This is a genomic window from Streptomyces sp. NPDC126510 (genome assembly GCF_040302345.1).
In the GTDB taxonomy this organism is placed as follows: domain Bacteria; phylum Actinomycetota; class Actinomycetes; order Streptomycetales; family Streptomycetaceae; genus Streptomyces.
On sequence record NZ_JBEORR010000002.1, the window covers coordinates 224,923 to 250,104 of the forward strand.

Below are 25,182 nucleotides of genomic sequence, written 5' to 3' on the forward strand. Positions count from 1 at the left end.
ATGACGGCCGAGCTGGTGCGGGGGCAGAACCACCCGCTCTCCCAGGCCCGTCTCGAGATCCGGATCTCGGCCGGTACGCCGATCGTGGCCGTGGCCGCACTCGGCGACGAGAACGGCCGGATCCACGGCGTGGAGTGGGTGGCCCACCCGGGCGCGCCCACCCAGCCGGGTCTCGAGGTCCCCCGGCAGGCCGCCGCCGACCACCGTCTCGCGGTGGACCTCGACGCCGTGCCGGAGGCCGTCCACCGGGTCGGCGTGCTGCTCGCCCTGCCCCTCGGAGGGGCGGGCCCGGTCCGTTTCGGCGCGGTGGCGGCTCCCTTCGTCGCCGTCACCGGCCTCGACGGCGAGGAGATCGCCAGCTACACCCTCACCGGCCTGGAGGCCGAGTCGGCTGTCGTCGCCCTGGAGCTCTACCGCCGGCAGGGCGCCTGGAAGGTGCGCGCCGTCGGCCAGGGCTACGCGGGCGGCCTCGCCGAACTCCTCACCGACCAGGGCCTGCCGCAAGCCCGGCAACTCGCCGACAGCATCAATGACGCGGTCGCCCAGGGGCTGGCGGCCCGCTCGGTACAGGCGCCCCCGCCCCGCACGGCGGACGGTGACCGTTCCCGGCAGGCAGCGGCTCCCGCCCTCGGCCCGGACCAGGGCGGCGGCACCGCGCCCCAGCCCAACCCCGTCCCTCCGATGTCCCCGTACGGCGGTCAGACGCCCGGCGGTCCCGGCCGGCCCGGCCCTCAGCAGCCCTCGTATCCCGGCGCCGCGCCGGACCCGGACGCCGTCACCCAGCCGTCGGCGCCCACGGCCGGCAGTCCGATCGACTACAGCCACCCGCGCCGCCAGAACGCCGCTCCGCCGCCGCCCCCGCCGACCGCGCCCCCTGCCGCCCCCGGGCAGCCGGCCCAGCCCGTGGCGGGCGATGCCACCGGCTGGTCCATGGAGGAGCGGCTCTACAACCAGGTGTGGGGCATGTTCGAGGACCTGGCCCGCACCACCGCCGCCTACCGCAGTGCCGTCGACTTCGCCGAGTCACGCATGGACAAGGAGCTGGAGCAGGTCCTGTCCGACCCGCGCAGCCGGATCGGCGGGCAGGGCGACGCCGCCCGCGAGGCGGCCCGGGCCCGGCACGCCGAGCTCGTCGCCCAGGCCCGGGAGGCCCTCGACCGGGACCTGAACCAGCTCGCCGCCGAGGCCGACGTCGTGGAACCGGCCCTGCCGGCGGCGTACGCCCGCTGGGACAACCCGGTGTGGCACGCCTACCGGGTGCCGATGGAGATCCCCATGGCCCTGCGCCTGGGCGACCTCCACCTTCCGGAGGCCGACCGGATCCGCGTTCCGATGCTGGTCCGGCTGCCGCTGGAGCGAGGCCTGTGGATCGACAGCGGAGCGGCCGGGACGTCCGACGGCTCGTACACCGATTCCCACGCCATGAGCCGTCTCGCCATGGAGACGGCGGTCGCGCACGCGGCCCGGCTGCTCGCCGTCTACCCGGCGGGCGAGTTCACCGTCCACGTCATCGACCCGGCCGGCTCCGGAGCACAGTCGCTGGCGCCCCTCGTGCAGACGGGCGTGCTCGCGGCCCCGCCGGCGCGTGGGGCCGCCGGTGTGGCGGACGTGCTGGGCCGGCTCACCCAGCGGGTCGACCTGGTGCAGATGGCGGTCCGGGGCGGCGCAGCCGACTCTCTCCCGCCCGGCTTCGACACCTCCCAGCAGCTCCTGATCGTCAACGACTTTCCGCACGGTTTCGACGACCGGGCCGTGAACCAGCTGCGCTACCTCGCCGACGAGGGCCCCGCCTTCGGCGTCCACCTGATGATGGTGGCCGACCGGGAGGAGTCCTCCGGGTACGGGCCCTTGCTCGACCCTCTGTGGCGTTCGCTGCTGCGACTGACGCCGGTGGCCGACGATCACCTCGCGGACCCGTGGGTCGGTCATGCGTGGACGTACGAGCCGACGCTCGTGCCGCCCGGCAGCCAGGTCCTCCAGCAAGTGCTCAGCCAGGTGGCCGCCGCCCGCACCAAGTTCATGTAAAGCCCCTGACCAGGGATTTTGGTCTTTCTTTTGCCAAGCGCTTTACCTGTTCTTGGTGATTGGGTACTGTTGACGGCACGGAGGGGAGTACTCCCTGTCTGCTGCGGCGTACCCGTCAATACGGATCAGGCCAGATCCCGGGGCGTCGGCCCATCTTGGGTGGAAGAGACCTCCGGCAGCGACGACGCTGACATTTGCCGTTACGACTGCCGGAGGCGCAGTGGATGTTTCCGTGACCCTATGGGTCCTGACGATCGTGGGCCTCGCCGCCCTCATCGCGGTCGACTTCTTCATCGGCCGCAAACCGCACGACGTGTCGATCAAGGAAGCCGGGATCTGGACGGTCGTCTGGATCGTGCTGGCCGCGCTCTTCGGGTTCGGCCTGCTCCTGTTCGCGGGGGGTCAGCCCGCCGGTGAGTTCTTCGCCGGTTTCATCACCGAGAAGTCGCTCAGCGTCGACAACCTCTTCGTCTTCGTCCTGATCATGGCGAAGTTCGCAGTGCCCTCGCAGTACCAGCAGCGTGTGCTGCTGATCGGTGTTCTCATCGCCCTCGTCCTGCGAGCGATCTTCATCGCGGCCGGTGCGGCGATCCTCGCCAGCTTCGCCTGGGTGTTCTACATCTTCGGCGCGTTCCTCATCTACACCGCCTGGAAGCTCATCCAGGAGGCCCGTGCCGACGAGGAGGACGAGGAGTTCGAGGAGAACAAGCTCCTCAAGGCCGCCGAGCGCCGCTTCGGCGTGGCGGACCGGTACCACGGCACCAAGCTGTGGATCGAGGAGAACGGCAAGCGGGTCATGACCCCGATGCTGGTCGTGATGCTGGCCATCGGCACCACCGATGTCCTCTTCGCCCTGGACTCCATCCCCGCGATCTTCGGCCTGACGCAGGACCCGTACATCGTCTTCACGGCCAACGCGTTCGCCCTGATGGGTCTGCGCCAGCTGTACTTCCTGATCGGCGGCCTGCTCAAGAAGCTGGTCCACCTCAGCTACGGGCTGTCGATCATCCTGGGCTTCATCGGCGTGAAGCTGGTGCTGCACGCGCTGCACGAGTCCGGGGTACACGTCCCCGAGATCAGCATTCCGGTCTCGCTCGGCGTGATCTGCACCGTCCTGATCGTCACCACGATCACCAGCCTGCGCGCTTCCAAGAAGCAGGCGGCGGCCGAGGAGGCGCAGGGCAAGAGCGGAGGCGCTCCGAAGGACCGCATCGACGTCTGACCGCGTCGGGCGTAGGAACAACCATCACGGGGACCGGTGCTCGGCGAATTGCCGACCGCCGGTCCCGGTGCTTGCTTGTTTCCTGAGCGCGTTCCCGGGTTCGGGGCGCGGTGGCCGGCTGGAGGTGCCATGAGGTTCGTGCAGATCATCGAGTTCGAGACCGAGCGTCTGGAAGAGATGCAGCAGGTGCTCGAGGAGGCGGGCCGGCGCAACGCCGACCGCACCAACGGCCCGACCCACAGCATGCTGCTGAAGGACCGGGACAAGGCCGGCCGCTATCTGGCGCTGATCGAGTTCGATTCGTACGAGGAGGCCATGCGCAACAATGACGACCCGGAGACCAGCGCGATGGCGGAGCGGCTGGACGCGCTCAGCACCGGCGAGCGGGTGTTCACCAACTGCGACCTCCTGGACGCACGTGATCTCAAGTAGCTTCTCAGGACGCTTCCGGGGGCCCGGCACGACCGGAGTGCGGGGCCCCTTCCCGTCTGCGACGATCGCGTCATGATCGCTCGGCTCAGGCGGTTCGCGGCACAGTGGACGACCCTGGTGCCCCTGCTCGCGGTCGTGCTGCTGGTCTTCACCTGGGGGCGGGATCTGCCGGTCGCGGTCGTCGCGCTGGTGACCCTGGTCCTCGCGGGAGCCGTCCTGGCGGCTGTGCACCACGCCGAAGTGGTGGCTCATCGGGTCGGTGAACCGTTCGGCTCCCTCGTGCTCGCCGTCGCCGTCACGATCATCGAGGTCGCCCTCATCGTCACCCTCATGGCCGACGGCGGGGACAAGAGCTCGACCCTGGCCAGGGACACGGTCTTCGCGGCCGTGATGATCACCTGCAACGGCATCGTCGGCCTGTGCCTCCTCGTAGCGTCACTGCGGCACGGCACGGCCGTCTTCAACCCGGAGGGCACCGGCGCCGCACTCGCCACCGTCGCGACCCTGGCCACGCTCAGCCTGGTCCTGCCCACGTTCACCACGAGCAAGCCGGGACCCGAGTTCTCCACGGTCCAGCTGACCTTCGCCGCGGTGTCCTCGCTCATCCTGTACGGCCTGTTCGTCACCACGCAGACCGTGCGGCACCGGGACTACTTCCTGCCGATCACCCGGCACGGCGAGGTCATCACCGCCGAGGAGCACGCCGAGGCGCCGACCGCCCTCACCGCCCGGATCAGCCTGGGCCTGCTCGGCCTGGCCCTGGTGGGCGTGGTCGGCCTGGCCAAGGGCGTCTCGCCCACCATCGAGTCGGGGGTCGAGGCCGCCGGACTCCACCAGGCGGTCGTCGGAGTGATCATCGCCGTGCTGGTGCTGCTGCCGGAGACCATCGCCGCACTGCGCTCCGCCCGCCGCGACCGTGTGCAGACCAGCCTGAACCTCGCCCTCGGCTCGGCGATGGCCAGCATCGGCCTGACCATCCCCGCCGTGGCCCTCGCGTCGTTGTGGCTGTCCGGCCCGCTCGTCCTCGGCCTCGGTGCCACGCACATGGTGCTGCTCGCCCTGACCGTGGTGGTGGCCTCCCTGACGGTGGTGCCGGGCCGGGCCACGCCGCTCCAGGGCGGAGTCCATCTGGTGCTGTTCGCGGCGTACCTGGAGCTGGCGATCAACCCGTAGGCGCGCGTCAGCGCGTGGGTCCGCCGGGCGCGACGGCACCACCGGCTCACCCGGCAGCGGCCTCCGCCACAGCGCCCACCCGCACCGGGCGCGTCTCCGGCAGCAGGGCGAAGCACCCCAGGCTGAGCAGCGCGATCGCCGTCAGATACGCGGCCACACCCCACGGCACCCGCCCGCCCTGCTCGGCGAGCGCCGTCGCCACGATCGGTGTGAGCGCGCCTCCGACGACCCCGCCGAGGTTGTAGCCGACGGCGGCGCCGGTGCAGCGCACCCGCGGCTCGTACAGCTCCGGCAGATAGGCGGCGATCACGGCGAACATCGTGATGAACGCGAGCATCGCCCCGAGGAAACCGAGGAACATCGGCAGCGGCGCCCCCGTGGCGAGGAGCGCGACCATCGGGAACATCCACAGGGCCGCGGCCGCACACCCGGCCAGGCACAGCGGGCGCCTGCCGTAGCGGTCACCGAGCAGCGCCACCACCGGTGTGAGAGCACCCTTCACGAGCACCGCGCCCATGATGCAGGTCAGCATGACGGAGCGGCTCACTCCGAGCCGCTCCGTGCCGTAGGCGAGGGACCAGGTCGTCACGGCGTAGAAGATCGCGTAGCCGATCGCGAGGCCGCCGCCGGTCAGCAGGAGGAGGCGCCAGTGGTTGCGGACGACCTCGGCGAGCGGCACGCGCGCGTGGTCGTCGATCTCGAGGAAGCTCGGGCTCTCGGTGAGGGACGACCGCAGCCACAGCCCGGCGACGGCCAGCACTCCCGCGGCCCAGAACGGTACCCGCCACCCCCAGGAGGCGAACTGCGCCTCGGTCAGCGTCGAGGACAGCCCCAGCACCACACCGTTGGCGAGCAGGAACCCCACCGCGGGCCCGACCTGCGGGAAGCTCGACCACAGCACCCGCCGCCGGGCCGGGGCGTGCTCCACGGCCAGCAGCACCGCCCCGCCCCACTCCCCGCCGAGCCCCAGCCCCTGGAGGAAGCGCAGGACCAGGAGCAGCAGGGGAGCGATCACGCCGATCGAGTCGTACGTCGGCACGCAGCCGACGGCGACCGTGGAGGCCCCGGTCAGCAGCAGCGAGGCGACGAGCACCGGCCGCCGCCCGCGCCGGTCCCCGATGTGCCCGAACAGGATCGATCCGAGCGGCCGGGCCACGAAGCCGACACCGAAGGTGGCGAAAGCGGCCAGCGTCCCGGCCATCGGAGAGAAGGTCGGGAAGAACAGCGGCCCCAGGATCAGGGCCGCCGCGGTGCCGTAGACGAAGAAGTCGTAGAACTCGATGGCCGTGCCGGCGAGCGAGGCGGCCGCGAGGCGCGGCATGGAGGGTGCCCTTACGGTGCGTACGTCGTGCATGCCGCGTCAACTACCCACCGTGACCGCCGGTTACGGGGGCGCGTGGAGGGTCCGGGGGTTCTCCGTACGTGACCGTGATGCGCCGGGGCGGGTCCGTCCACGCGCACCGTGCCGCCGTACGGGATCACCGGTCGCGGATCGGAGTGCCCGAAGCCGACGTCGAAGAAGACGGTGGTGTCGGGGGCGTGGGTCCCATGGCGCAAGGACGGCCTCGCGCTGGTCGGCCGCGTAACCTGCCGCTTCCTCCGGGGTGTTGGGCCGCTCGAAAGGGCCAGGTCTTGGGCCGGCCCATCAACAGGGCGGAAAGGCGCCCCAGGACCCCGTGCTCGCCCATGCCGCGCGGGGCAGGGCCACCCGCAGGGGCTCCACACCGTGATAAACCGGCTGTGAGCAGCGGTCCGTCACAGACCGCACGATCCCGAACGGACCGGAGGAACCGTGCCCCGCACCCTGGCCCACGCCCCGATCATGATCCTCAACGGCCCGAATCTGAACCTGCTCGGCCAGCGCCAGCCGGACATCTACGGCTCCGACACCCTCGCCGACGTCGAAGCCCTGTGCGCCAAGGCGGCGGCCGCGCACGGCGGCACCGTCGACTTCCGCCAGTCCAACCACGAGGGCGAGCTGGTCGACTGGATCCACGAGGCGCGGCTGAACCACTGCGGCATCGTGATCAACCCCGGTGCCTACTCGCACACCTCCGTCGCCATCCTGGACGCCCTCAACACCTGTGACGGCCTGCCGGTGCTGGAGGTCCACATCTCCAACATCCACCAGCGCGAGTCGTTCCGGCACCACTCCTACGTCTCGCTGCGTGCCGACGGGGTCATCGCGGGCTGCGGCGTGCAGGGGTACGTGTTCGGCGTGGAGCGCGTCGCGGCGCTGGCCGGGGCGGGCACGGCGGACGCGTGAGCCGTCGCCGGTAAGAGCCGCCGACCATGGCGGGCGCCCCTCACCGCCCGGCTGCCTACAGTCGCCCCGCCTCCACGATCCGCCGCAGGAAGCGCCGTGTGCGCTCCTGCCGCGGATCGCCGAAGACCTGCTCAGGGGTGCCGCGTTCCAGCACCACGCCGCCCTCCAGGAAGCACACCTGGTCGGCGACCTCCCGGGCGAAGCCCATCTCGTGCGTGGCCAGCACCATGGTCATGCCCTCGTCCTTCAGCCCGCGGACCACGGTGAGGACCTCGCCGACCAGCTCGGGGTCGAGGGCCGCGGTGATCTCGTCGAGCAGCAGCAACCGCGGACGCACGGCCAGGGCGCGCACGATCGCGACGCGCTGCTGCTGGCCGCCGCTCAGCCGGTCCGGGTACTCGCCGGCCTTCCCGCCGAGCCCCAGCCGCTCCAGCAGCTCACGCGCGCGTGCCTCGGCCTCGGCCCGGGGCACACCGTGCACACGGCGCGGGGCGAGCGTGATGTTGTCCAGGACCGTCATGTGCGGAAACAGGTTGTACGCCTGGAAGACCACGCCGATCCGGCGGCGCACGGCGTCCTGGTCGGCGCGCGGATCGGTGATCTCCTCGTCGTCGAGCCAGATCGCCCCGTCGTCGATCTCCTCCAGCAGGTTCGCGCACCGCAGCAGGGTCGACTTGCCGGAGCCGGAGGCGCCGATCAACGCGGTGACCGTGTGCGGGGCGACCTCAAGGTCCACGTCCCGCAGGACGACCGAGCCGCCGAAGGTCTTGCGGACGGACTCCATGCGCAGCACGGGCGTCTCGGTCATGCGGTTCCTCCCTGGGCCTGCCGGCGGTCCATCCGTGCCGTCACCCAGTCCGTGAAGCGGGTCATGGGGATGGTCAGCGCGACGAAGACCAGCCCGGCGACGATGTACGGCGTGTAGTTGAGGCTGCGGCCCACGATGATGTCGGCGGCCCGTACGGCGTCCACCGCACCGCCGATCGAGACGAGCCCGGTGTCCTTCTGCAGCGACACCAGGTCGTTCAGCAGCGGCGGCACCTGGCGGCGCACCGCCTGGGGCAGTACCACGTACCGCAGCGCCTGGCGGTTGCTCAGCCCCAGCGAGCGGGCCGCGGCGCGCTGCGAGGGGTGTACGGACTCGATGCCGGCGCGGAACACCTCGGCGACGTACGCCGAGTACGTCAGGGTGAGCGCGGTGCCGCCGAGCAGCACCGGATCGACGGTCACCCCCTGGAGCCGCAGCGCCGGGACACCGAGGACCACGATCATCAGGTTGATGATGAGCGGCAGCCCCCGGAAGAAGTCCGTGTAGGCGGCGGCCAGGAAGCGCAGCGGGAAGAACACCGGCCCGCGCAGCGTGCGGGCCACGGCGATCAGCATGCCGAGGACGAGCACCGCGACCCCGCAGATCAGCAGCAGCCGGACGTTCAGCCACAGCCCTTCGAGGACCTTCGGGAACGCCTCGCGCGCGTAACCGGCGTCGAAGAACGTCTCCTTGGTGCGGGGCCAGCCCGGTGCGTTGACGACGACGATGTAGAGGAGGACCGCGGTGATGAGGGTCGAGAGCGCGCCGATCGCCGTCGCGCGCCGGGCGCGGGCGCGCTTGTGGCGCTCCCGGTCCAGGCGCCGCTGCGACGGGACGTAGCCGTCTGCCGCCTCGTGCTTGTCGGAGCCCAGTTCCTCCTTGTGCACCGTCACTTGAGCACCGGCGCGTCGACGGCGTCCGACAGCCACTGCTGCTCGATCTTCGCGAGTGTGCCGTCCTCGCGCAGGGCGTCCACCGCCCTTGAGACGCAGGGGGTGAGCGCGCTGCCCTTGTCGAGCACGAGACCGAACTGCTCCGGCGTGCCGCCCTGGTTCTCGAACTGGCCGACGACGGTCGCGTCGGGGATCTCGGCGCCGGTGATGTAGAAGGCGGTGGGCAGGTCGACGACGATGGCGTCGACCTGGCCGTTCTTCAGGGCGGACTTGGCCTGGTCGTTCTTGCCGTAGACGGCCGCGGCCTGCTCGGGCTTCACCACGTCGTCGATGTAGTCGAGGCTGGTGGTGCCGACCTGCGCGCCCAGCTTCAAGCCCCTCAGGTCCGCGATGCTCTTCGCCTTCGCGGCCTTGGAACCCTTCAGCGCGACGACGGCCTGGCGTACGTCGTAGTAGCCGGAGGAGAAGTCCACGGCCTTCTTGCGCTCCTGGCTGACGGACACCTGGTTGATGTCGAAGTCGAAGGTCTTCTCGCCGGGCGCGAATGCCTTGTTGAAGGGGACGGTCTGCCAGGCGACCTTGTCCTTGCCGTAGCCGAGCCGTTCGGCGACGGCGTAGGCGACCGCCGACTCGTAGCCCTTGCCGTTGGCGGGCTTGTCGTCCTTGAACCAGGGCTCGTAGGCGGGCTCGTCGGTGGCGATCGTCAGCTTGCCCGAGGTCCGGGTGGCCAACTCGCCCTTCTCGCACGCGCTCCCGGCGGTCGAGGACGGCTTGCCCGCTTCCTCCGGCTGCGGAGCGCAGCCCACGGCGGCGGTGAGGAGGACGACGGCGACGGCTGCGCGGCGCAGGGCACGCGGTGCGGGGTGCATGCCGGGAGATTGGCAGTCGGCGGTCCCGTTTGTCGAGGTCACGGCAACACATGTCCGGATAGTGGGAACGGGTGTTGCGGTGGTGTGAACGGGCGCCGACCGACGTCGCGCCGGCCTGCGCCGGGGCCGCCGGCCGAGGGCGGGGATCGACAGGCCGGCGGCCCAACCGCCCAGGAGCCGTCATCCTGCGCGGGGCTGAGACCAGTTGACTGCGCAACTATGCACCGGGGGGAGCGCGCGTGCGACACCGGCGCGTGCGAACGATTCACACGGGGCGCGTGCGCGGCGCACCACTCAACTCGAAGGCTCCCGCCTCACCGCGAAGGCGCCCGACCCGGAACGCCGAGGCGCCCCGCTCTCTGCGAAGGCGCCCCGCGCGGCCAGTCGGTCATCCCCCGCGCGCCTCACCACCCGCGCGCGTGCCACTCCGGCAGATGCGGGCGCTCCGTGCCCAGCGACGTGTCGTTGCCGTGGCCCGGGTAGACCCACGTCTCGTCCGGGAGGACGTCGAAGATCTTGGTCTCGACGTCGTGGATGAGGCTGGCGAACGCCTTGGGGTCCTGGTGGGTGTTGCCCACACCGCCGGGGAACAGGCAGTCGCCGGTGAACACATGGGGGTGTCCGTGCGGATCGTCGTAGACGAGGGCGATCGAGCCGGGCGTGTGCCCCACCAGGTGGCGCGCGGTCAGTTCCACGCGCCCGACCCGGATGGTGTCGCCGTCGTCGACCGGCACGTCGGTCCGTACCGGGATGCCGTCGGCGTCCTCCCGGCCCGCGTAGGTGCGGGCGCCGGTGGCCGCCACGACCTCGGCGAGCGCCTGCCAGTGGTCGCCGTGCCGGTGGGTGGTGACGACGGACGCGATGCCGTCGCCCCCGATCATGCCGAGCAGCGTGTCCGCCTCGTTCGCGGCGTCGATCAGCAACTGCTCGTCCGTGGCCCGGCAGCGCAGCAGATAGGCGTTGTTGTTCATCGGACCCACCGCGATCTTGGTGATCATCAGGTCCTTGAGCTCGTGCACATCGGCCGGTCCGCCGACCGTCACCTCTCCGCTGTACGTCATGCCCGCCAGCCTATAGCGGCGGCAGCGCCGGAAGCGGGCCGCCGGCCAGGGTCAGCGCGGATCCGTCGCGGCGGCCCGCGAGCCAGCCCAGCAGGTCGGCCGGGGAACCCGTGACGGTCACCTCGGGCCCCTGCCCGCCCGGCTTCCGTCCGGTGCTCCACGCGCGCGTGCCGTCCGTGACGCGGGTGGCCGGGACGTCGGGGTGCCCGGCGAACCGGTCGGCCAGGAAGTCGATCTCCCGCTCTGTGAAGTCCTCGGGGAGGTCCTCCAGCTCGTACCCGATCCCCAGGTCCACGTGGTGCAGCTCCACCTCCACCCACCGCCGGAACGGCACCCGGGACGCGGAGTCCGTCACCCCGTTGCGCAGCTCCACCGTGCGCGACCAGTCCCCCGGAGCGTCACCGGCCTCCCGGAAGCGGGCGGCGCTCTCGCGCAGGTCGGCGAGCTGGACGTCGAGGGCGCGCGGGGCGTCCCGCTCGATGTCGGCGTCCCGCGCTTCGCCGGACGCGTACATGGGGCGTCCCTCGAGCACGTTCACGAGGGCGTCCGCGTTCCGGGCGAGGTGGGCAAGGACATGGCCGCGGCTCCAGCCGGGCAGCCGTGACGGCTCCGTCACAGACGCGTTGTCCAACGTGCCGACTGCGGTCAGCAGCCGCTCCGTCGCGTCACGTACAGACGCCAGGTCATGAGCGTGATCAATCATGGTGCTGACCTTAGCTGCGCCACTCCTTCGGGTGAAGGTGGTGAAGCAGTGCCGTAAATCGAAAGCACGTGCTATATGGTCGGACGTGGCGTCGGGCATGCTGGAGAGCCGGGGTTTGTTGGCAACCCGTGAACCCGACCGGCGTTGTCAGTGGCTCCCCCTAGTCTGGGAAAGACGGGGGCCCCGCCCCTGTCACTTCTCTCAAGAAAGGTGCGGACCGGCGTGGCCGACCGTCTCATCGTTCGTGGAGCGCGCGAGCACAACCTCAAGAACGTCTCGCTCGATCTCCCGCGCGACTCGCTCATCGTCTTCACGGGCCTGTCGGGGTCGGGCAAGTCCTCGCTGGCCTTCGACACCATCTTCGCGGAGGGGCAGCGGCGCTACGTGGAGTCCCTCTCCTCGTACGCCCGGCAGTTCCTCGGACAGATGGACAAGCCGGACGTCGACTTCATCGAGGGCCTGTCCCCGGCGGTCTCCATCGACCAGAAGTCGACCTCGCGCAACCCGCGCTCCACGGTCGGCACGATCACCGAGGTCTACGACTACCTGCGCCTGCTCTTCGCGCGCATCGGCAAGCCGCACTGCCCGGAGTGCCGCCGCCCGATCTCGCGCCAGTCGCCCCAGGCCATCGTCGACAGGGTCCTGGAGCTCCCGGAGGGCAGCCGCTTCCAGGTGCTGTCGCCGCTGGTGCGTGAGCGCAAGGGCGAGTTCGTCGACCTCTTCGCCGACCTCCAGACCAAGGGCTACTCCCGCGCCCGGGTGGACGGCGAGACGATCCAGCTGTCGAGCCCGCCCACGCTGAAGAAGCAGGAGAAGCACACCATCGAGGTGGTCGTCGACCGCCTCACGGTCAAGGACGGCGCCAAGCGCCGCCTCACCGACTCCGTCGAGACCGCCCTCGGTCTGTCCGGCGGCATGGTCGTGCTCGACTTCGTCGACCTCCCCGAGGACGACCCCGAGCGCGAGCGCATGTTCTCGGAGCACCTGTACTGCCCGTACGACGACCTGTCCTTCGAGGAGCTCGAGCCCCGCTCCTTCTCCTTCAACTCGCCCTTCGGCGCCTGCCCCGACTGCACCGGCATCGGCACGCGCATGGAGGTCGACCCCGAGCTGATCGTCCCCGACCCGGACAAGAGCCTCGACGAAGGCGCCATCCACCCCTGGTCCCACGGCCACACCAAGGACTACTTCGGCCGACTGATCGGCGCCCTGGCCGACGCGCTGGGCTTCCGCACGGACATCCCCTTCGCGGGTCTGCCGCAGCGCGCCAGGAAGGCCCTCCTCCACGGCCACAAGACCCAGGTCGAGGTCCGCTACCGCAACCGCTACGGCCGCGAGCGCCGGTACACCACGGCGTTCGAGGGCGCCGTCCCCTTCGTCAAGCGACGGCACAGCGAGGCCGAGAGCGACTCCAGCCGCGAGCGCTTCGAGGGCTACATGCGCGAGGTGCCCTGCCCGACCTGTTCGGGCACGCGACTGAAGCCGATCGTCCTCGCGGTCACGATCATGGACAAGTCCATCGCCGAGGTCTCCGCGATGTCGATCAGCGACTGCGCGGACTTCCTGGGCGAGCTGAAGCTCACCGCCCGCGACAAGAAGATCGCCGAGCGCGTGCTGAAGGAGGTCAACGAGCGGCTGCGGTTCCTGGTCGACGTCGGCCTGGACTACCTCTCGCTGAACCGCGCGGCCGGCACCCTGTCCGGCGGCGAGGCCCAGCGCATCCGCCTGGCCACCCAGATCGGCTCCGGTCTCGTCGGCGTCCTCTATGTCCTCGACGAGCCGTCCATCGGCCTGCACCAGCGCGACAACCACCGGCTGATCGAGACCCTGGTCCGGCTGCGCGACATGGGCAACACCCTCATCGTCGTCGAGCACGACGAGGACACGATCAAGATGGCCGACTGGATCGTCGACATCGGCCCCGGCGCCGGCGAGCACGGCGGCAAGGTCGTGCACAGCGGCTCCCTGAAGGAGCTGCTCGCCAACACCGAGTCGCAGACCGGTCAGTACCTGTCCGGCAAGAAGGCCATCCCGCTGCCCGACATCCGCCGCCCCCTGGACCCCTCCCGGCAGCTCACGGTGCACGGCGCCCGGGAGAACAACCTCCAGGACATCGACGTCTCGTTCCCCCTGGGCGTGTTCACCGCCGTCACCGGAGTCTCCGGCTCCGGCAAGTCGACGCTGGTCAACGACATCCTCTACACGCACCTGGCCCGCGAGCTGAACGGCGCCCGGAGCGTACCCGGGCGGCACACCCGCGTGGACGGCGACGACCTCGTCGACAAGGTCGTGCACGTGGACCAGTCGCCCATCGGCCGCACCCCCCGCTCCAACCCGGCCACGTACACCGGCGTCTTCGACCACATCCGCAAGCTGTTCGCCGAGACCACCGAGGCGAAGGTCCGCGGCTACCTGCCCGGCCGCTTCTCCTTCAACGTCAAGGGCGGCCGCTGCGAAAACTGCGCGGGCGACGGCACCATCAAGATCGAGATGAACTTCCTGCCGGACGTCTACGTCCCGTGCGAGGTCTGCCACGGTGCCCGGTACAACCGGGAGACCCTGGAGGTCCACTACAAGGGCAAGTCCATCGCCGAGGTGCTGAACATGCCGATCGAGGAGGCCACCTCCTTCTTCGAGGCGGTCCCCGCGATCGCCCGGCACCTCAACACGCTGAAGGACGTCGGCCTCGGCTACGTCCGCCTCGGCCAGGCCGCGACCACCCTGTCCGGCGGTGAGGCGCAGCGCGTCAAGCTCGCCAGCGAACTGCAGAAGCGCTCCACCGGCCGCACGGTCTACGTCCTGGACGAGCCGACCACCGGTCTGCACTTCGAGGACATCAGCAAGCTGCTGACCGTCCTGTCCGGACTGGTGGACAAGGGCAACACGGTCATCGTCATCGAGCACAACCTCGACGTGATCAAGACCGCCGACTGGATCGTCGACATGGGCCCCGAAGGCGGCGCCGGCGGCGGTCTGGTCGTCGCCGAGGGTACGCCCGAGCAGGTGGCCGGGGTCCCGGCCAGCCACACCGGCAAGTTCCTGCGGGAGGTCCTCGGCGCCGACCGCGTCAGCGACGCGTCCTCGGTGAAGGCGCCGCGTGGGACGACGGCCCGCAAGACGGTCGCGGCCAAGACCGCCTCGACCCGCAAGACCGCCACCAAGACGGTCACCGGCACTGCCGCCGCCAAGAAGACGGCCGCCAAGAAGACTGCCGCCAAGACCACCAAGGCGGCCGCCAAGAAGACGACCCGGTCCAGCAAGGGCTGAGGTCTCCCGCCGAACGCGCACCGAATACGCCGAAAGCGCCGGGCCCCACAGGCAACGTCCTGTGGGGCCTGGCGCGTCCGATGCGCCCTCAGGCGTTCTCCTTCGGCTCCACGAACTGCATGTCGAGCTGGATCTTGACCACGTCGCCGAGCAGGCCGGGGGCGAAGTCCAGCCCGAAGTCCCCGCGCCGGATCTCGCCCGTCGCCTCGAACCCGGCGTGCCGGCTGCCGTCCATGGGCACCTCGACCAGCCCGCCGAACTCCACCGCGAGCGTCACCGGCCGGGTCACGTCACCGATCGTCAGCTCACCCTCCATGGTCCAGTCCTCACCCTCGCCCGACACCCGCGTCGAGCGGTACGTCATGGTCGGGCGCTTCGCCACGTCCAGCAGGTCGGAGGCGCGGACGTGCGCGTCCCGGTCGGCGTTGCCGGTGTTGATCGAGGCCAGATCGACGGTCGCGGAGATCCGCACGTCCTCGATCCGCTCACCGACGGACAGTTCGGCCTCCAGCCGCTCGAAGCGGCCCCGCACCTTGGCGATGCCCAGGTGCCGGATGGTGAAGTTCACGGAGGAGTGGAACGGGTCGAGGGCCCACTGACCAGGGGCCAGAGGCAGGGCGGCGGAAGCGGTGTCATTCGTCATGCCCTCCACCTTGTGGGCCGAGCCGTCCGCGAGGGAGACCGGCCGGAGCCTGGTAGTGACGGGGCCACCCTCGGCGCCCGCGCGCCCTGTACGTTTCGGCGGGTGAGCGACAACGAGTTGGGCACGTTCCTGCGCACCTGGCGCGAAGCCGTCACCCCGGCCGAGGCGGGTCTGCCCGCAGGCCCCCGACGCCGTACCCCGGGCCTGCGCCGCGCCGAGCTGGCCACGCTCGCGGGCGTCAGCGTCGAGTACCTCACCCGGCTGGAACAGGGCCGTGACCGCAACCCCTCGGCCCAGGTGCTCGGCGCCCTGGCCGACGCTCTGAACCTCTCCCTCGCCGACCGGATGCTGCTGCGCCGCCTGACCAAGGAGGCGGACGGCGGCGACCCGCTGGTCTGTGCGGCGGCCCCGCCGCTCAGCCGCGCGGCGCGCCCCACGGTACGGGCCGTGCTGGACCGCCTGGAGCCGACTCCCGCGCTGGTGGTCAACTGGATCGGCGACATCCTCGCCCACACGGCCGGATACGAGCGCCTGGCCGGGCCGCTGGGTCTGCTCGACGACGAGCGGCCCAACCTGCTCCGGTACCTGTTCACCGACGAGCGGGCACGCAGCGCCTACCCCGACTGGGACCGCGTGGCCGACGACCTCGTCGCCCGGCTCCGGCACGGCGTCCCCCTGCGGGACCCCTACCTCGCCGAGCTGGCCGACGAGCTGGCGGTCACGGCCGGTGCGGACTTCACCGACCGGTTCGCCGACCTGGCCGCGACACCGAGGCGGACGGGGTCCCAGCACATCGAGCACCCGGAGGCCGGTTCCCTGCGGCTGCTGAACGAGACGCTCTCGCTTCCCGACGAGGGACAGCAGCTCGTCATCCACCTGCCCGCGGACGATGCCACGGCCACCGCCCTGGACCGCCTCAACGGCCGCCGCCCCGGAGCACTGCGGGCGGTGGGGGAGACCGGCTGAAGCGCCGGGCACCCGGGGCGTTCCGCCCGTGTCAGCACTCCATTTCGTGGGCGTACGGCGGTTCCGCCCCGGCCCGTGAGCAGGTGATCGCCGCCGCGCGGGCCGCGAAGCCCAGCAGTTCGGTCCATCCGTCCGGGCCCAGTTCGGCAAGGCGCCGTGCACTGAGGGCGTCGCGCACCGCGAGCCCGTGCAGCAGGGCCGCGTTGACCGTGTCGCCCGCGCCGATCGTGTCCACGACCTCGACGCGTTCGCCCGGCACCGTGTACTTGCCGTCGGCGGTGAAGGCGGTCAGCCCGTCGCCGCCCCGGGTGATCACGACCGCCGCCGGGCCGGACGCCAGCCATTCGCGGGGCGAACCCCCGAGCCACTCCGCGTCCTCCTCGGACAGCTTGAGCAGCGACACCGAGGGAAGCCAGCTCTTGAACCGCGCCCGGTAGGCGTCCGCGTCCGGGATCAGCCCGGCCCTGATGTTCGGGTCCAGCGCGGTGAACACGCCCTGCGCGGCCGCCCGGCGCATCATCTCCTCGTACGCGCTCGCGCCCGGCTCCAGCACCAGCGAGCAGGTGCCGAAGGACACCGCCCGGGTGCCCGCCGGCAGCCTGGGGGGTGCCTCGAAGAGCCGGTCCGCCGTCCCGTCGACGTAGAAGGAGTACGCCGCCGAGCCGCCCGCGTCGACCGTGGCGACGGCGAGCGTCGTCGGCTCGGTGCCCCGTTGCACCGCGGACACGTCGACCCCCGTCGTGCTCAGCCGGTCCAGCAGAGCCTGCCCGAAGGCGTCGGACGACACCCGGGAGCAGAAGGCGGCGGGGGAGCCGAGGCGGCCCAGCGCCACGGCCGTGTTGTACGGGCCGCCGCCGAGTGCGGGCCGCAGCGCCGCCAGGGCACCCGTGCCCTGCGGTACCAGGTCGATCAGTGCCTCACCGGCGACGACGATCACGACGGGGTTCCTCCCTCGGACGGGCTGGGACAGCCGCACGACGTGCGGTGGACGAAGGCGCAGGGCAGACGCACGGTCCGGACGGGCCGGTCCGGCTCGGCGAAACGGTCCAGGAGCACGCGGACGGCCCGGGCGCCGATGTCCCTGGCGGGCTGGGCGATCGCGGTGAGCCGGGGCGAGAACAGATCCGCCCAGGCGAAGTCGTCGAAGCAGCACAGGGCGATGTCGTCGGGGACGGACATTCCGCGCGCGCTCAGGGCACGCAGCACCCCGATGGTCATGGCGTTGTTGCCGGTGACCAGGGCGGTCGGCGGCACACCCAGCGACAGCAGGGCCCCGGTCGCCTGCTCGGCACCCGCCGAGTCCGAGTCGCCGTGCACCAGGAGCCGCTCGTCGTAGGCCAGCCCCGCGAAGGCCAGGCCGCTGCGGTAACCGGTGATCCGCTCGCTCGTGGTGCTGAGCCCCGGCCGCCCCGCCACCAGCCCGATCCGCCGGTGACCGAGCCCGGCGAGATGGGCGACCAGGCGGGACGTCGGCTCGGCGTTGTCGGCGCACACCTGGTCGAAGAGCGGACCGCCGTCCTCGCCGGGCGCGTCCACCAGCCGGTCCAGGAACACCGCCGGTACGTCGTGCCGCCCCAGATAGGCGAGCAGCCCGCGCGGCTCGGCGGAGGGCGCGACGATCATGCCGTCGACCCGGCGCTCGTGCAGCAGCCGGACGACCTTGCACTCGTGTTCCGGGTCGTCGTGCGGATCGGCGATCAGCAGGCTGTATCCGGCGTCCAGCGCCGCGGCCTCGACGCCCTGGAGGATCTCCGTGAAGTACGGGTTGCTGATCGCCGACACCGCCAGCCCGATGGACCGGGTGCGGGCCGTCACCAGGGAACGGGCCAGGGTGTTCGTGGTGTAGCCGAGTTCCTCCACGGCGTCCAGCACCGCCTGGCGGGTGTGCGGCAGCACCGGCCGGGTGCCGTTCAGGACGTGCGAGACCGTGGCCACGGAGACACCGGCGCTGCGTGCGACGTCGGTCATGGTCGCCATGAACGTTCCCTCCTGCGCTTCCTCCGCCTCCGGCGGGGAACGTACCGCATTCGGCGACGCACGTAAACGTTTGCGCAATCGTTTACGTCGGTTCGCGACCCGGGCTGTCACGGGACACGTCCGGGCCCGTGCGGCCGGCTACTCCCAGTCCCAGCCGATCCCCAGGAACCCCGCCCGTACCCGGGGCTCGACCAGGTGCACCGACCGGTGCCGGCCGCTCAGCGCCAGGTCATGGCATCCGCTGCGCGGCGCCGCCGCCGAGTGCTGGGCGAAGCGGTGGCACCGCACCGGCAGGGCTGCCGTGTCGAAGCGCACCTGGAGGGCGTACTGGCCGCCGGGGCAGTCGAAGCCGCGCACGTACTCGCGTGACGGACCCGCCGTGCCGTCCTCGACTCCGTAGCGGAACAGGAAGGTGTCGCCGGCCCGCAGCCGGGTGTCGAAGAGCAGCTCGGCCGCGAGAACTCCGGTGTCACGGTGCCAACGGACCCGTCCCGTACGGCAGTTCTCCAGGGCGTGCACCCGCATGCGCTCCGGTGCGGCCCCCCGGTCGCCGTGGTGCACGGCCACGAAACGGTCGATGCCGTCCCGGTGGGCGCGCACGATGTGGTGCGACTCGCGCTCGGCCAGCTCGCGCCGCGCCCCGATCCGGAGCCGCTCGTGGTGGCCGAGGGAGTGCAGGCCTCCGTCCGGCGGGCAGTCCAGCTCCGCCAGCAACTGGTCCAGGACACCGGACGCCTCCACGAGGGAGCGGTAGGAACGGGCGGCGGACCGCAGCCCCGACGGGCTCTCCCCGGACTCGGCGAGCAGCCGGATCAGCGACTCCTCGGGGAGCTCCAGGATCTCCTCCAGCGCGCGCACGGCCCGCAGCGACTCGGGACGCTGCGGACGCCGGGCCCCCTGCTGCCAGTAACTCAGGCTCGTGACGCCGACCTTCACGCCGTGGCGGGACAGATGGTGCTGCACGCGCTGCAGGGGCAGGCCGCGGGCGGCGATCGCGGCCCGCAGGGCGACGTGGAAGGGGCCGCCCCGCAGGGCCGAGTCCAGTTCCGCGGTGGCGACGTCCGCGTGCTGTGGGGCGTGCGGCATGCAGGGGCCTCTTCTCCGAGTCGGCAACGGCTGGTCAGACCGCTTGCGCGGGGCCCTCCACCGGCGCGGGGCAGGTCTTCACATCCGTACGCCGTCGTTCAGGGCCCGAGTTCCCCCGCATTGAAGCGTGTTGACCCGGTCCCGACAACACCTGATGCCGGACGGTGACCCTTGTCCTGCCGGCCGGCTCGGTCCGGACATGCGAACGCCCGGGGCGTGCGCCCCGGGCGTTCGCGGTGGACGTGTGCTGCTAGGAGTGGTCGCTCCCGCCCTGTTCCCGCAGGGCCAGGCGCTTGGCCCGCACGATGTCGGGGTCGCGCGGGTCCAGGGCGTCGGGCAGCGCGAACGGGTCGTCCGCGTACCGGCGGGCACGGACCGTCCGCCGGGTTTTCTCGATCCGCATCCGCTTCATCTGCGCAGCCCTCCGACCCGTGGCCCGCCCGCTCCCCACCGGAAACGGCCGGTCCGCACCGACAACCTGTGCCTGCACCGGCACGGACTCCGCCCGCCGGGCGTCGCCGAGTGCCGTGGGTGAGCCACATTCCCGCTCCCGGAGGGCCGTAACCCCCGCGCGCCCATGCCGTTGGAAACTGCCTGCCGCCGGTCCCCTGATCATGTCCGTCCGCCGCGTCTGACTGTCGGTGCTCGCCAGTAGGGTGTGAGACATGGCCGACCCCTCCAGCTACCGCCCCAAACCGGGTGAGATCCCCGACTCGCCGGGGGTCTACAGGTTCCGTGACGAGCACCGCCGGGTGATCTACGTCGGAAAGGCGAAGAGCCTGCGCCAGCGCCTGGCGAACTACTTCCAGGACCTGGCGGGCCTGCACCCGCGCACCCGCTCCATGGTCACCACGGCCGCGTCCGTGGAGTGGACGGTGGTGTCGACGGAGGTCGAGGCGCTCCAGCTGGAGTACTCGTGGATCAAGGAGTACGACCCCCGGTTCAACGTCAAGTACCGCGATGACAAGAGCTACCCCTACCTCGCGGTGACGATGAACGAGGAGTACCCGCGCGTGCAGGTGATGCGCGGTCACAAGAAGAAGGGTGTCCGCTACTTCGGGCCCTACGCGCACGCGTGGGCGATCCGCGACACCGTCGACCTGCTGCTGCGCGTCTTCCCCGTGCGCACCTGCTCCGCGGGCGTGTTCAAGAACGCAGCCCGCACCGGCCGCCCCTGCCTCCTCGGCTACATCGGCAAGTGCTCAGCGCCTTGCGTGGACCGGGTCTCCGCCGAGGAGCACCGCGAACTGGCCGACGAGTTCTGCGACTTCATGACCGGCCGGACCAACACGTACATCCGCCGGCTGGAGAAGCAGATGGCGGAAGCGGCCGACGAGATGGAGTACGAGCGGGCCGCCCGGCTGCGCGACGACATCGGGGCCCTGAAGAAGGCCATGGAGAAGAACGCGGTCGTGCTCGCCGACGCGACCGACGCCGACCTGATCGCGGTCGCCGAGGACGAGCTGGAGGCGGCCGTCCAGATCTTCCACGTCCGCGGCGGACGCGTCCGCGGCCAGCGCGGCTGGGTCACCGACAAGGTGGAGGAGATCACCACCGGCGCCCTCGTCGAGCACGCCCTGCAGCAGCTGTACGGCGAGGAGACGGGCGACGCCGTCCCCAAGGAGGTCCTCGTCCCCGCTCTGCCCGACCCCCTGGAGCCGGTCCAGGAGTGGCTCACCGGCCGGCGCGGCTCCGGCGTCTCCCTGCGCATCCCGCAGCGCGGCGACAAGAAGGCGCTGATGGAGACCGTGCAGCGCAACGCCCAGCAGGCGCTCGTGCTGCACAAGACCAAGCGCGCCTCCGACCTGACCACGCGCTCACGCGCTCTGGAGGAGATCGCCGACGCCCTCGACCTGGACAGCGCGCCGCTCAGGGTCGAGTGCTACGACATCTCCCACCTCCAGGGAGATGACGTCGTGGCCTCCATGGTCGTCTTCGAGGACGGGCTGGCCCGCAAGAGCGAGTACCGCCGCTTCCAGATCAAGGGCTTCGCCGGGCAGGACGACGTCCGCTCCATGCACGAGGTGATCACCCGCCGCTTCCGGCGCTACCTCGCCGAGAAGGAGAAGACGGGGGAGTGGACGGACGGCGAGAACGCCGGGGCCCCCGAGACCCCCGAGATCGACGGCAAAGGCGAGATCGTCGGGGCCGGCCCCACCGAGGACGACGGCCGCCCGAAGAAATTCGCCTACCCGCCCCAGCTCGTGGTCGTCGACGGCGGCGCCCCGCAGGTCGCGGCCGCCCGCCGTGCCCTGGACGAGCTCGGTATCGACGACATCGCCGTGTGCGGCCTCGCCAAGCGCCTGGAGGAGGTCTGGCTGCCCGGCGACGACGACCCGGTGGTCCTGCCCCGCACCAGCGAGGGCCTGTATCTGCTCCAGCGCGTCCGTGACGAGGCCCACCGGTTCGCGATCACCTACCAGCGCACCAAGCGGTCCAAGCGCTTCCGCTCCAGCCCCCTGGACGACGTCCCCGGCCTCGGGGACACGCGAAAGCAGGCACTTCTGAAGCACTTCGGTTCGTTGAAGAAACTGCGATCCGCCACGATCGACCAGATCTGCGAGGTCCCCGGCATAGGCCGCAAGACGGCCGAGACGATCGCCGTGGCCCTCGCCCGCTCGGCCCCGGCCGCACCCGCCGTCAACACGGCGACCGGAGAGATCATGGAAGAGGAACCGGGCACCATGGGTTCCAGTGGGGAACCCGTGGCAGCGGGCGCCCCGGACGAACGACGGGGGCAGGAGACATGAATGTGAACGAGCACGACGAGCAACACGAGCAAGCCGGAGACGGAGCACAGGTGAGTACGGGCACGCCCAACGACAAGGCCCAGGTCCCGGACGCGGCCATCCCCGAACTGGTGATCATCTCCGGCATGTCCGGAGCGGGGCGCTCCACGGCCGCGAAATGCCTGGAGGACCTCGGCTGGTTCGTCGTCGACAACCTGCCGCCCGCGCTGATCCCCACCATGGTGGAGCTCGGCGCCCGCTCCCAGGGCAACGTGGCGAGGATCGCCGTCGTCGTCGACGTCCGCGGCCGCCGCTTCTTCGACAACCTCCGCGAGTCCCTCGCCGACCTGGAGGCGAAGAACGTCACACGACGGATCGTCTTCCTGGAGTCCTCCGACGAGGCACTGGTCCGCCGCTTCGAGTCGGTGCGCCGCCCGCACCCCCTGCAGGGTGACGGCCGCATCGTCGACGGCATCGCCGCCGAACGCGAGCTGCTGCGCGAGCTGCGCGGCGACGCCGACCTGGTGATCGACACCTCCAGCCTGAACGTGCACGAGCTGCGCGCCAAGATGGACGCCCAGTTCGCGGGCGAGGAAGAGCCGGAGCTGCGGGCCACGGTCATGTCGTTCGGCTACAAGTACGGCCTCCCCGTCGACGCCGACCTCGTCGTCGACTGCCGCTTCCTGCCGAACCCGCACTGGGTCCCGGAGCTGCGCCCGTACACCGGCCTCAACGACGAGGTCTCGGGGTACGTCTTCAACCAGCCCGGTGCCAAGGAGTTCCTGGACCGCTACACGGAGCTCCTCCAGCTCGTCGCCACCGGCTACCGCCGCGAGGGCAAGCGCTACGTGACCATCGCCGTGGGTTGCACGGGCGGCAAGCACCGCTCGGTCGCCATGTCGGAGAAGCTCGCCGCCCGGCTCGCCGCCGAGAGCGTGGAGACGGTGGTCGTACACCGGGACATGGGACGCGAATGACACCACGTACACCGCGGCTGAGCCGGCTGCGCCGAGTGGTGCCCGAGGGCAAGGGCAGCCCCGGCGGCAAGAGCGGCCGGCCCGCCGAGGCCCGGGGCGGCAGACCGCGCCGCCGGGGCACCCAGCCCAAGGTCGTCGCCCTCGGCGGCGGCATGGGCCTGTCCGCCTCGCTCGCCGCGCTGCGCCGGATCACCGGTGATCTCACCGCCGTGGTCACCGTGGCCGACGACGGCGGCTCCAGCGGCCGGCTGCGCGACGAACTGGGCGTGCTGCCGCCCGGGGACCTGCGCAAGGCGCTGGCCGCGCTGTGCGGCGACGACGACTGGGGCCAGACCTGGGCCCGGGTCATCCAGCACCGCTTCCAGTCCCAGGGCGACCTGCACGAGCACGCGGTCGGAAACCTGCTGATCGTCGCCCTGTGGGAGCAGCTCGGCGACCATGTCCAGGCCCTCGACCTGGTCGGACGACTGCTGGGCGCCCAGGGCCGGGTGCTGCCGATGTCCGCCGTCCCGCTGGAGCTCCAGGCTCTGGTCAAGGGCCATGACCCGGAGCGTCCGGAGGAGGTCGACACGGTCCGCGGCCAGGCCACCGTCGCCCTCACCCCCGGCGAGGTGCAGTCCGTGCACCTCGTGCCGAACGACCCGCCGGCCGTGCCCGAGGCGGTCGAGGCCGTCCTGGACGCCGACTGGGTGGTGCTCGGCCCCGGCTCCTGGTTCTCCTCGGTCATTCCGCATCTGCTCGTGCCCGAGCTGCTGGACGCGCTCACGCAGACGAAGGCCCGCCGGGTACTCTCCCTGAACCTCGCGCCGCAACCCGGAGAAACCGAGGGCTTCTCCCCGCAGCGTCATTTGGAGGTTTTGGGACGACACGCCCCTAAACTCGCCCTGGACGTGGTGCTGGCCGACGAGGCCGCCGTGCCCGACCGCGACTCCCTGACCGATGCCGCCAAGCGGTTCGGGGCCGCGGTCGAGCTGGCGCCGGTGGCCAGACCCGACGGGACCCCGAGGCACGACCCGGAGCTGTTGGCCGCCGCGTACGACCGTATTTTTCGGATGCATGGAAGGATCGGCCCATGGCGATGACGGCAGCGGTGAAGGACGAGATCTCCCGGCTCCCCGTCACCCGGACCTGCTGCAGAAAGGCGGAGGTCTCCGCCATCCTGCGGTTCGCCGGCGGCCTCCACCTGGTGAGCGGTCGGATCGTGATCGAGGCGGAGCTGGACACGGCCATGGCGGCCCGCCGTCTCAAGCGGGACATCCTGGAGATCTTCGGCCATGGCTCCGAGCTGATCGTGATGGCTCCGGGCGGGCTGCGAAGAGGCTCGCGCTACGTGGTGCGGGTGGTGGCGGGCGGCGACCAGCTCGCCCGCCAGACCGGCCTCGTCGACGGGCGGGGCCGCCCGATCCGCGGCCTGCCCCCGCAGGTGGTCTCGGGGGCCACCTGCGACGCCGAGGCCGCCTGGCGTGGCGCGTTCCTGGCGCACGGCTCGCTCACCGAGCCGGGCCGCTCGTCCTCCCTGGAGGTGACCTGCCCGGGCCCCGAGGCCGCACTCGCCCTGGTCGGCGCCGCCCGCCGGCTGTCGATCGCCGCCAAGGCCCGCGAGGTGCGCGGCGTGGACCGGGTCGTCGTCCGCGACGGTGACGCGATCGGCGCGCTGCTGACGCGCCTCGGCGCACACGAGTCGGTGCTGGCCTGGGAGGAGCGCCGGATGCGCCGCGAGGTGCGCGCCACGGCGAACCGGCTCGCCAACTTCGACGACGCCAACCTGCGCCGCTCGGCCCGCGCGGCCGTCGCCGCCGGGGCGAGGGTGCAGCGCGCCCTGGAGATCCTCGCCGACGACGTGCCCGAGCACCTCGCCGCCGCCGGGCGGCTGCGCATGGAGCACAAGCAGGCATCCCTGGAGGAGCTGGGCGCGCTCGCCGACCCGCCGCTGACCAAGGACGCCGTCGCCGGCCGGATCCGCCGCCTGCTGGCCATGGCCGACAAGCGCGCGTCCGACCTCGGTATCCCGGGTACGGAGGCCAACCTCAGCGAGGAGCTGGCCGACAACCTGGTGGGCTGATCCCACACCACGTCAAAAAGCCG

22 protein-coding genes and 1 pseudogene are annotated in these 25,182 nt (G+C 71.4%); 11 read left to right on the forward strand and 12 right to left on the reverse strand.

What is annotated here, in order from left to right; all coding sequences use genetic code 11:
* The 4 genes from ABTX60_RS02955 (at position 1) to ABTX60_RS02970 (ending at position 4,852) form a co-directional block, all read left to right on the forward strand.
* Positions 1 to 2,025 (forward strand): TerD family protein, encoded by a 2,025-nt coding sequence (locus ABTX60_RS02955; protein WP_352095316.1) that lies wholly within the window; start codon positions 1 to 3, stop codon positions 2,023 to 2,025.
* A 220-nt stretch (positions 2,026 to 2,245) separates the two neighbouring features.
* Positions 2,246 to 3,247 (forward strand): TerC family protein, encoded by a 1,002-nt coding sequence (locus ABTX60_RS02960; protein ID WP_352095317.1) that lies wholly within the window; start codon positions 2,246 to 2,248, stop codon positions 3,245 to 3,247.
* 129 nt (positions 3,248 to 3,376) lie between these two features.
* The gene (locus ABTX60_RS02965) at positions 3,377 to 3,679 is read left to right on the forward strand and encodes a hypothetical protein (protein WP_352095318.1); all 303 of its coding nucleotides are present in this window, start codon (positions 3,377 to 3,379) and stop codon (positions 3,677 to 3,679) included.
* Positions 3,680 to 3,751: 72 nt separating this feature from the next.
* Positions 3,752 to 4,852: a calcium:cation antiporter gene (locus ABTX60_RS02970; RefSeq protein WP_352095319.1), complete on the forward strand. Its 1,101-nt coding sequence runs from the start codon at positions 3,752 to 3,754 to the stop codon at positions 4,850 to 4,852.
* A 46-nt stretch (positions 4,853 to 4,898) separates the two neighbouring features.
* Here ABTX60_RS02970 and ABTX60_RS02975 read toward each other — a convergent pair whose 3' ends face one another.
* Positions 4,899 to 6,173: an MFS transporter gene (locus ABTX60_RS02975; protein ID WP_352095320.1), complete on the reverse strand. Its 1,275-nt coding sequence runs from the start codon at positions 6,171 to 6,173 to the stop codon at positions 4,899 to 4,901.
* A 43-nt stretch (positions 6,174 to 6,216) separates the two neighbouring features.
* A pseudogene (locus ABTX60_RS02980) lies at positions 6,217 to 6,546 on the reverse strand (hypothetical protein); the annotation flags it as partial.
* A 98-nt stretch (positions 6,547 to 6,644) separates the two neighbouring features.
* Between ABTX60_RS02980 and aroQ the strand changes: the two are divergent.
* Positions 6,645 to 7,118 (forward strand): type II 3-dehydroquinate dehydratase, encoded by a 474-nt coding sequence (gene aroQ / locus ABTX60_RS02985; RefSeq protein ID WP_352095321.1) that lies wholly within the window; start codon positions 6,645 to 6,647, stop codon positions 7,116 to 7,118.
* A gap of 55 nt (positions 7,119 to 7,173) precedes the next feature.
* Here aroQ and ABTX60_RS02990 read toward each other — a convergent pair whose 3' ends face one another.
* From ABTX60_RS02990 to ABTX60_RS03010, 5 genes are all read right to left on the reverse strand, one after another.
* On the reverse strand, positions 7,174 to 7,926 hold the full coding sequence (locus tag ABTX60_RS02990) for an amino acid ABC transporter ATP-binding protein (protein ID WP_352095322.1): 753 nt from the start codon (positions 7,924 to 7,926) through the stop codon (positions 7,174 to 7,176).
* A complete protein-coding gene (locus ABTX60_RS02995) occupies positions 7,923 to 8,819 on the reverse strand; it encodes an amino acid ABC transporter permease (RefSeq protein ID WP_352095323.1) in 897 nt (298 codons plus the stop codon). The genes ABTX60_RS02990 and ABTX60_RS02995 overlap by 4 nt, the downstream gene beginning before the upstream one ends.
* Positions 8,816 to 9,688, reverse strand: a complete 873-nt coding sequence (locus ABTX60_RS03000; RefSeq protein WP_352095324.1) for an ABC transporter substrate-binding protein — start codon at positions 9,686 to 9,688, stop codon at positions 8,816 to 8,818. The genes ABTX60_RS02995 and ABTX60_RS03000 overlap by 4 nt, the downstream gene beginning before the upstream one ends.
* Before the next feature lie 404 nt (positions 9,689 to 10,092).
* Entirely contained in the window at positions 10,093 to 10,749 is a 657-nt protein-coding gene (locus ABTX60_RS03005; protein WP_352095325.1) for an MBL fold metallo-hydrolase, read from the reverse strand.
* 10 nt (positions 10,750 to 10,759) lie between these two features.
* Positions 10,760 to 11,452, reverse strand: a complete 693-nt coding sequence (locus ABTX60_RS03010; protein WP_352095326.1) for a maleylpyruvate isomerase family mycothiol-dependent enzyme — start codon at positions 11,450 to 11,452, stop codon at positions 10,760 to 10,762.
* Between the two features lie 222 nt (positions 11,453 to 11,674).
* On the opposite strand from ABTX60_RS03010, the gene uvrA reads away from it, so the two are divergent.
* Positions 11,675 to 14,719: an excinuclease ABC subunit UvrA gene (gene uvrA / locus ABTX60_RS03015; RefSeq protein WP_352095327.1), complete on the forward strand. Its 3,045-nt coding sequence runs from the start codon at positions 11,675 to 11,677 to the stop codon at positions 14,717 to 14,719.
* An 88-nt stretch (positions 14,720 to 14,807) separates the two neighbouring features.
* Here the strand turns inward: uvrA and ABTX60_RS03020 are convergent, their stop codons facing one another.
* The gene (locus ABTX60_RS03020) at positions 14,808 to 15,362 is read right to left on the reverse strand and encodes a YceI family protein (RefSeq protein ID WP_352095328.1); all 555 of its coding nucleotides are present in this window, start codon (positions 15,360 to 15,362) and stop codon (positions 14,808 to 14,810) included.
* A 102-nt stretch (positions 15,363 to 15,464) separates the two neighbouring features.
* On the opposite strand from ABTX60_RS03020, the gene ABTX60_RS03025 reads away from it, so the two are divergent.
* The gene (locus tag ABTX60_RS03025) at positions 15,465 to 16,328 is read left to right on the forward strand and encodes a helix-turn-helix domain-containing protein (RefSeq protein WP_352095329.1); all 864 of its coding nucleotides are present in this window, start codon (positions 15,465 to 15,467) and stop codon (positions 16,326 to 16,328) included.
* 31 nt (positions 16,329 to 16,359) lie between these two features.
* On the opposite strand, the gene ABTX60_RS03030 is transcribed toward ABTX60_RS03025, so the two are convergent.
* From ABTX60_RS03030 to ABTX60_RS03045, 4 genes are all read right to left on the reverse strand, one after another.
* Positions 16,360 to 17,265 carry a carbohydrate kinase family protein gene (locus ABTX60_RS03030; RefSeq protein WP_352095330.1) on the reverse strand — a complete coding sequence of 302 codons (906 nt, stop codon included), beginning with the start codon at positions 17,263 to 17,265 and terminating at the stop codon, positions 16,360 to 16,362.
* Positions 17,262 to 18,305, reverse strand: a complete 1,044-nt coding sequence (locus ABTX60_RS03035; RefSeq protein ID WP_352095331.1) for a LacI family DNA-binding transcriptional regulator — start codon at positions 18,303 to 18,305, stop codon at positions 17,262 to 17,264. The genes ABTX60_RS03030 and ABTX60_RS03035 overlap by 4 nt, the downstream gene beginning before the upstream one ends.
* Before the next feature lie 138 nt (positions 18,306 to 18,443).
* Complete coding sequence (locus ABTX60_RS03040) at positions 18,444 to 19,391, reverse strand: hypothetical protein (protein ID WP_352095332.1); 948 nt, start codon at positions 19,389 to 19,391, stop codon at positions 18,444 to 18,446.
* A 250-nt stretch (positions 19,392 to 19,641) separates the two neighbouring features.
* Complete coding sequence (locus ABTX60_RS03045; RefSeq protein ID WP_352095333.1) at positions 19,642 to 19,794, reverse strand: hypothetical protein; 153 nt, start codon at positions 19,792 to 19,794, stop codon at positions 19,642 to 19,644.
* A gap of 262 nt (positions 19,795 to 20,056) precedes the next feature.
* Here ABTX60_RS03045 and uvrC point away from each other — a divergent pair, with 262 nt between their 5' ends.
* The 4 genes from uvrC to whiA are packed head-to-tail and all read left to right on the forward strand — an operon-like array spanning position 20,057 to position 25,159.
* Positions 20,057 to 22,141, forward strand: coding sequence for an excinuclease ABC subunit UvrC (uvrC, locus tag ABTX60_RS03050; RefSeq protein ID WP_352095334.1), 2,085 nt, complete (start codon positions 20,057 to 20,059; stop codon positions 22,139 to 22,141).
* Positions 22,138 to 23,097 carry an RNase adapter RapZ gene (rapZ, locus tag ABTX60_RS03055; protein WP_352095335.1) on the forward strand — a complete coding sequence of 320 codons (960 nt, stop codon included), beginning with the start codon at positions 22,138 to 22,140 and terminating at the stop codon, positions 23,095 to 23,097. Before uvrC ends, rapZ begins: the two co-directional genes overlap by 4 nt.
* A complete protein-coding gene (locus ABTX60_RS03060; protein ID WP_352095336.1) occupies positions 23,094 to 24,179 on the forward strand; it encodes a gluconeogenesis factor YvcK family protein in 1,086 nt (361 codons plus the stop codon). The genes rapZ and ABTX60_RS03060 overlap by 4 nt, the downstream gene beginning before the upstream one ends.
* On the forward strand, positions 24,170 to 25,159 hold the full coding sequence (whiA, locus tag ABTX60_RS03065; protein WP_033310739.1) for a DNA-binding protein WhiA: 990 nt from the start codon (positions 24,170 to 24,172) through the stop codon (positions 25,157 to 25,159). Before ABTX60_RS03060 ends, whiA begins: the two co-directional genes overlap by 10 nt.
* The last annotated feature ends 23 nt before the right edge of the window (positions 25,160 to 25,182 follow it).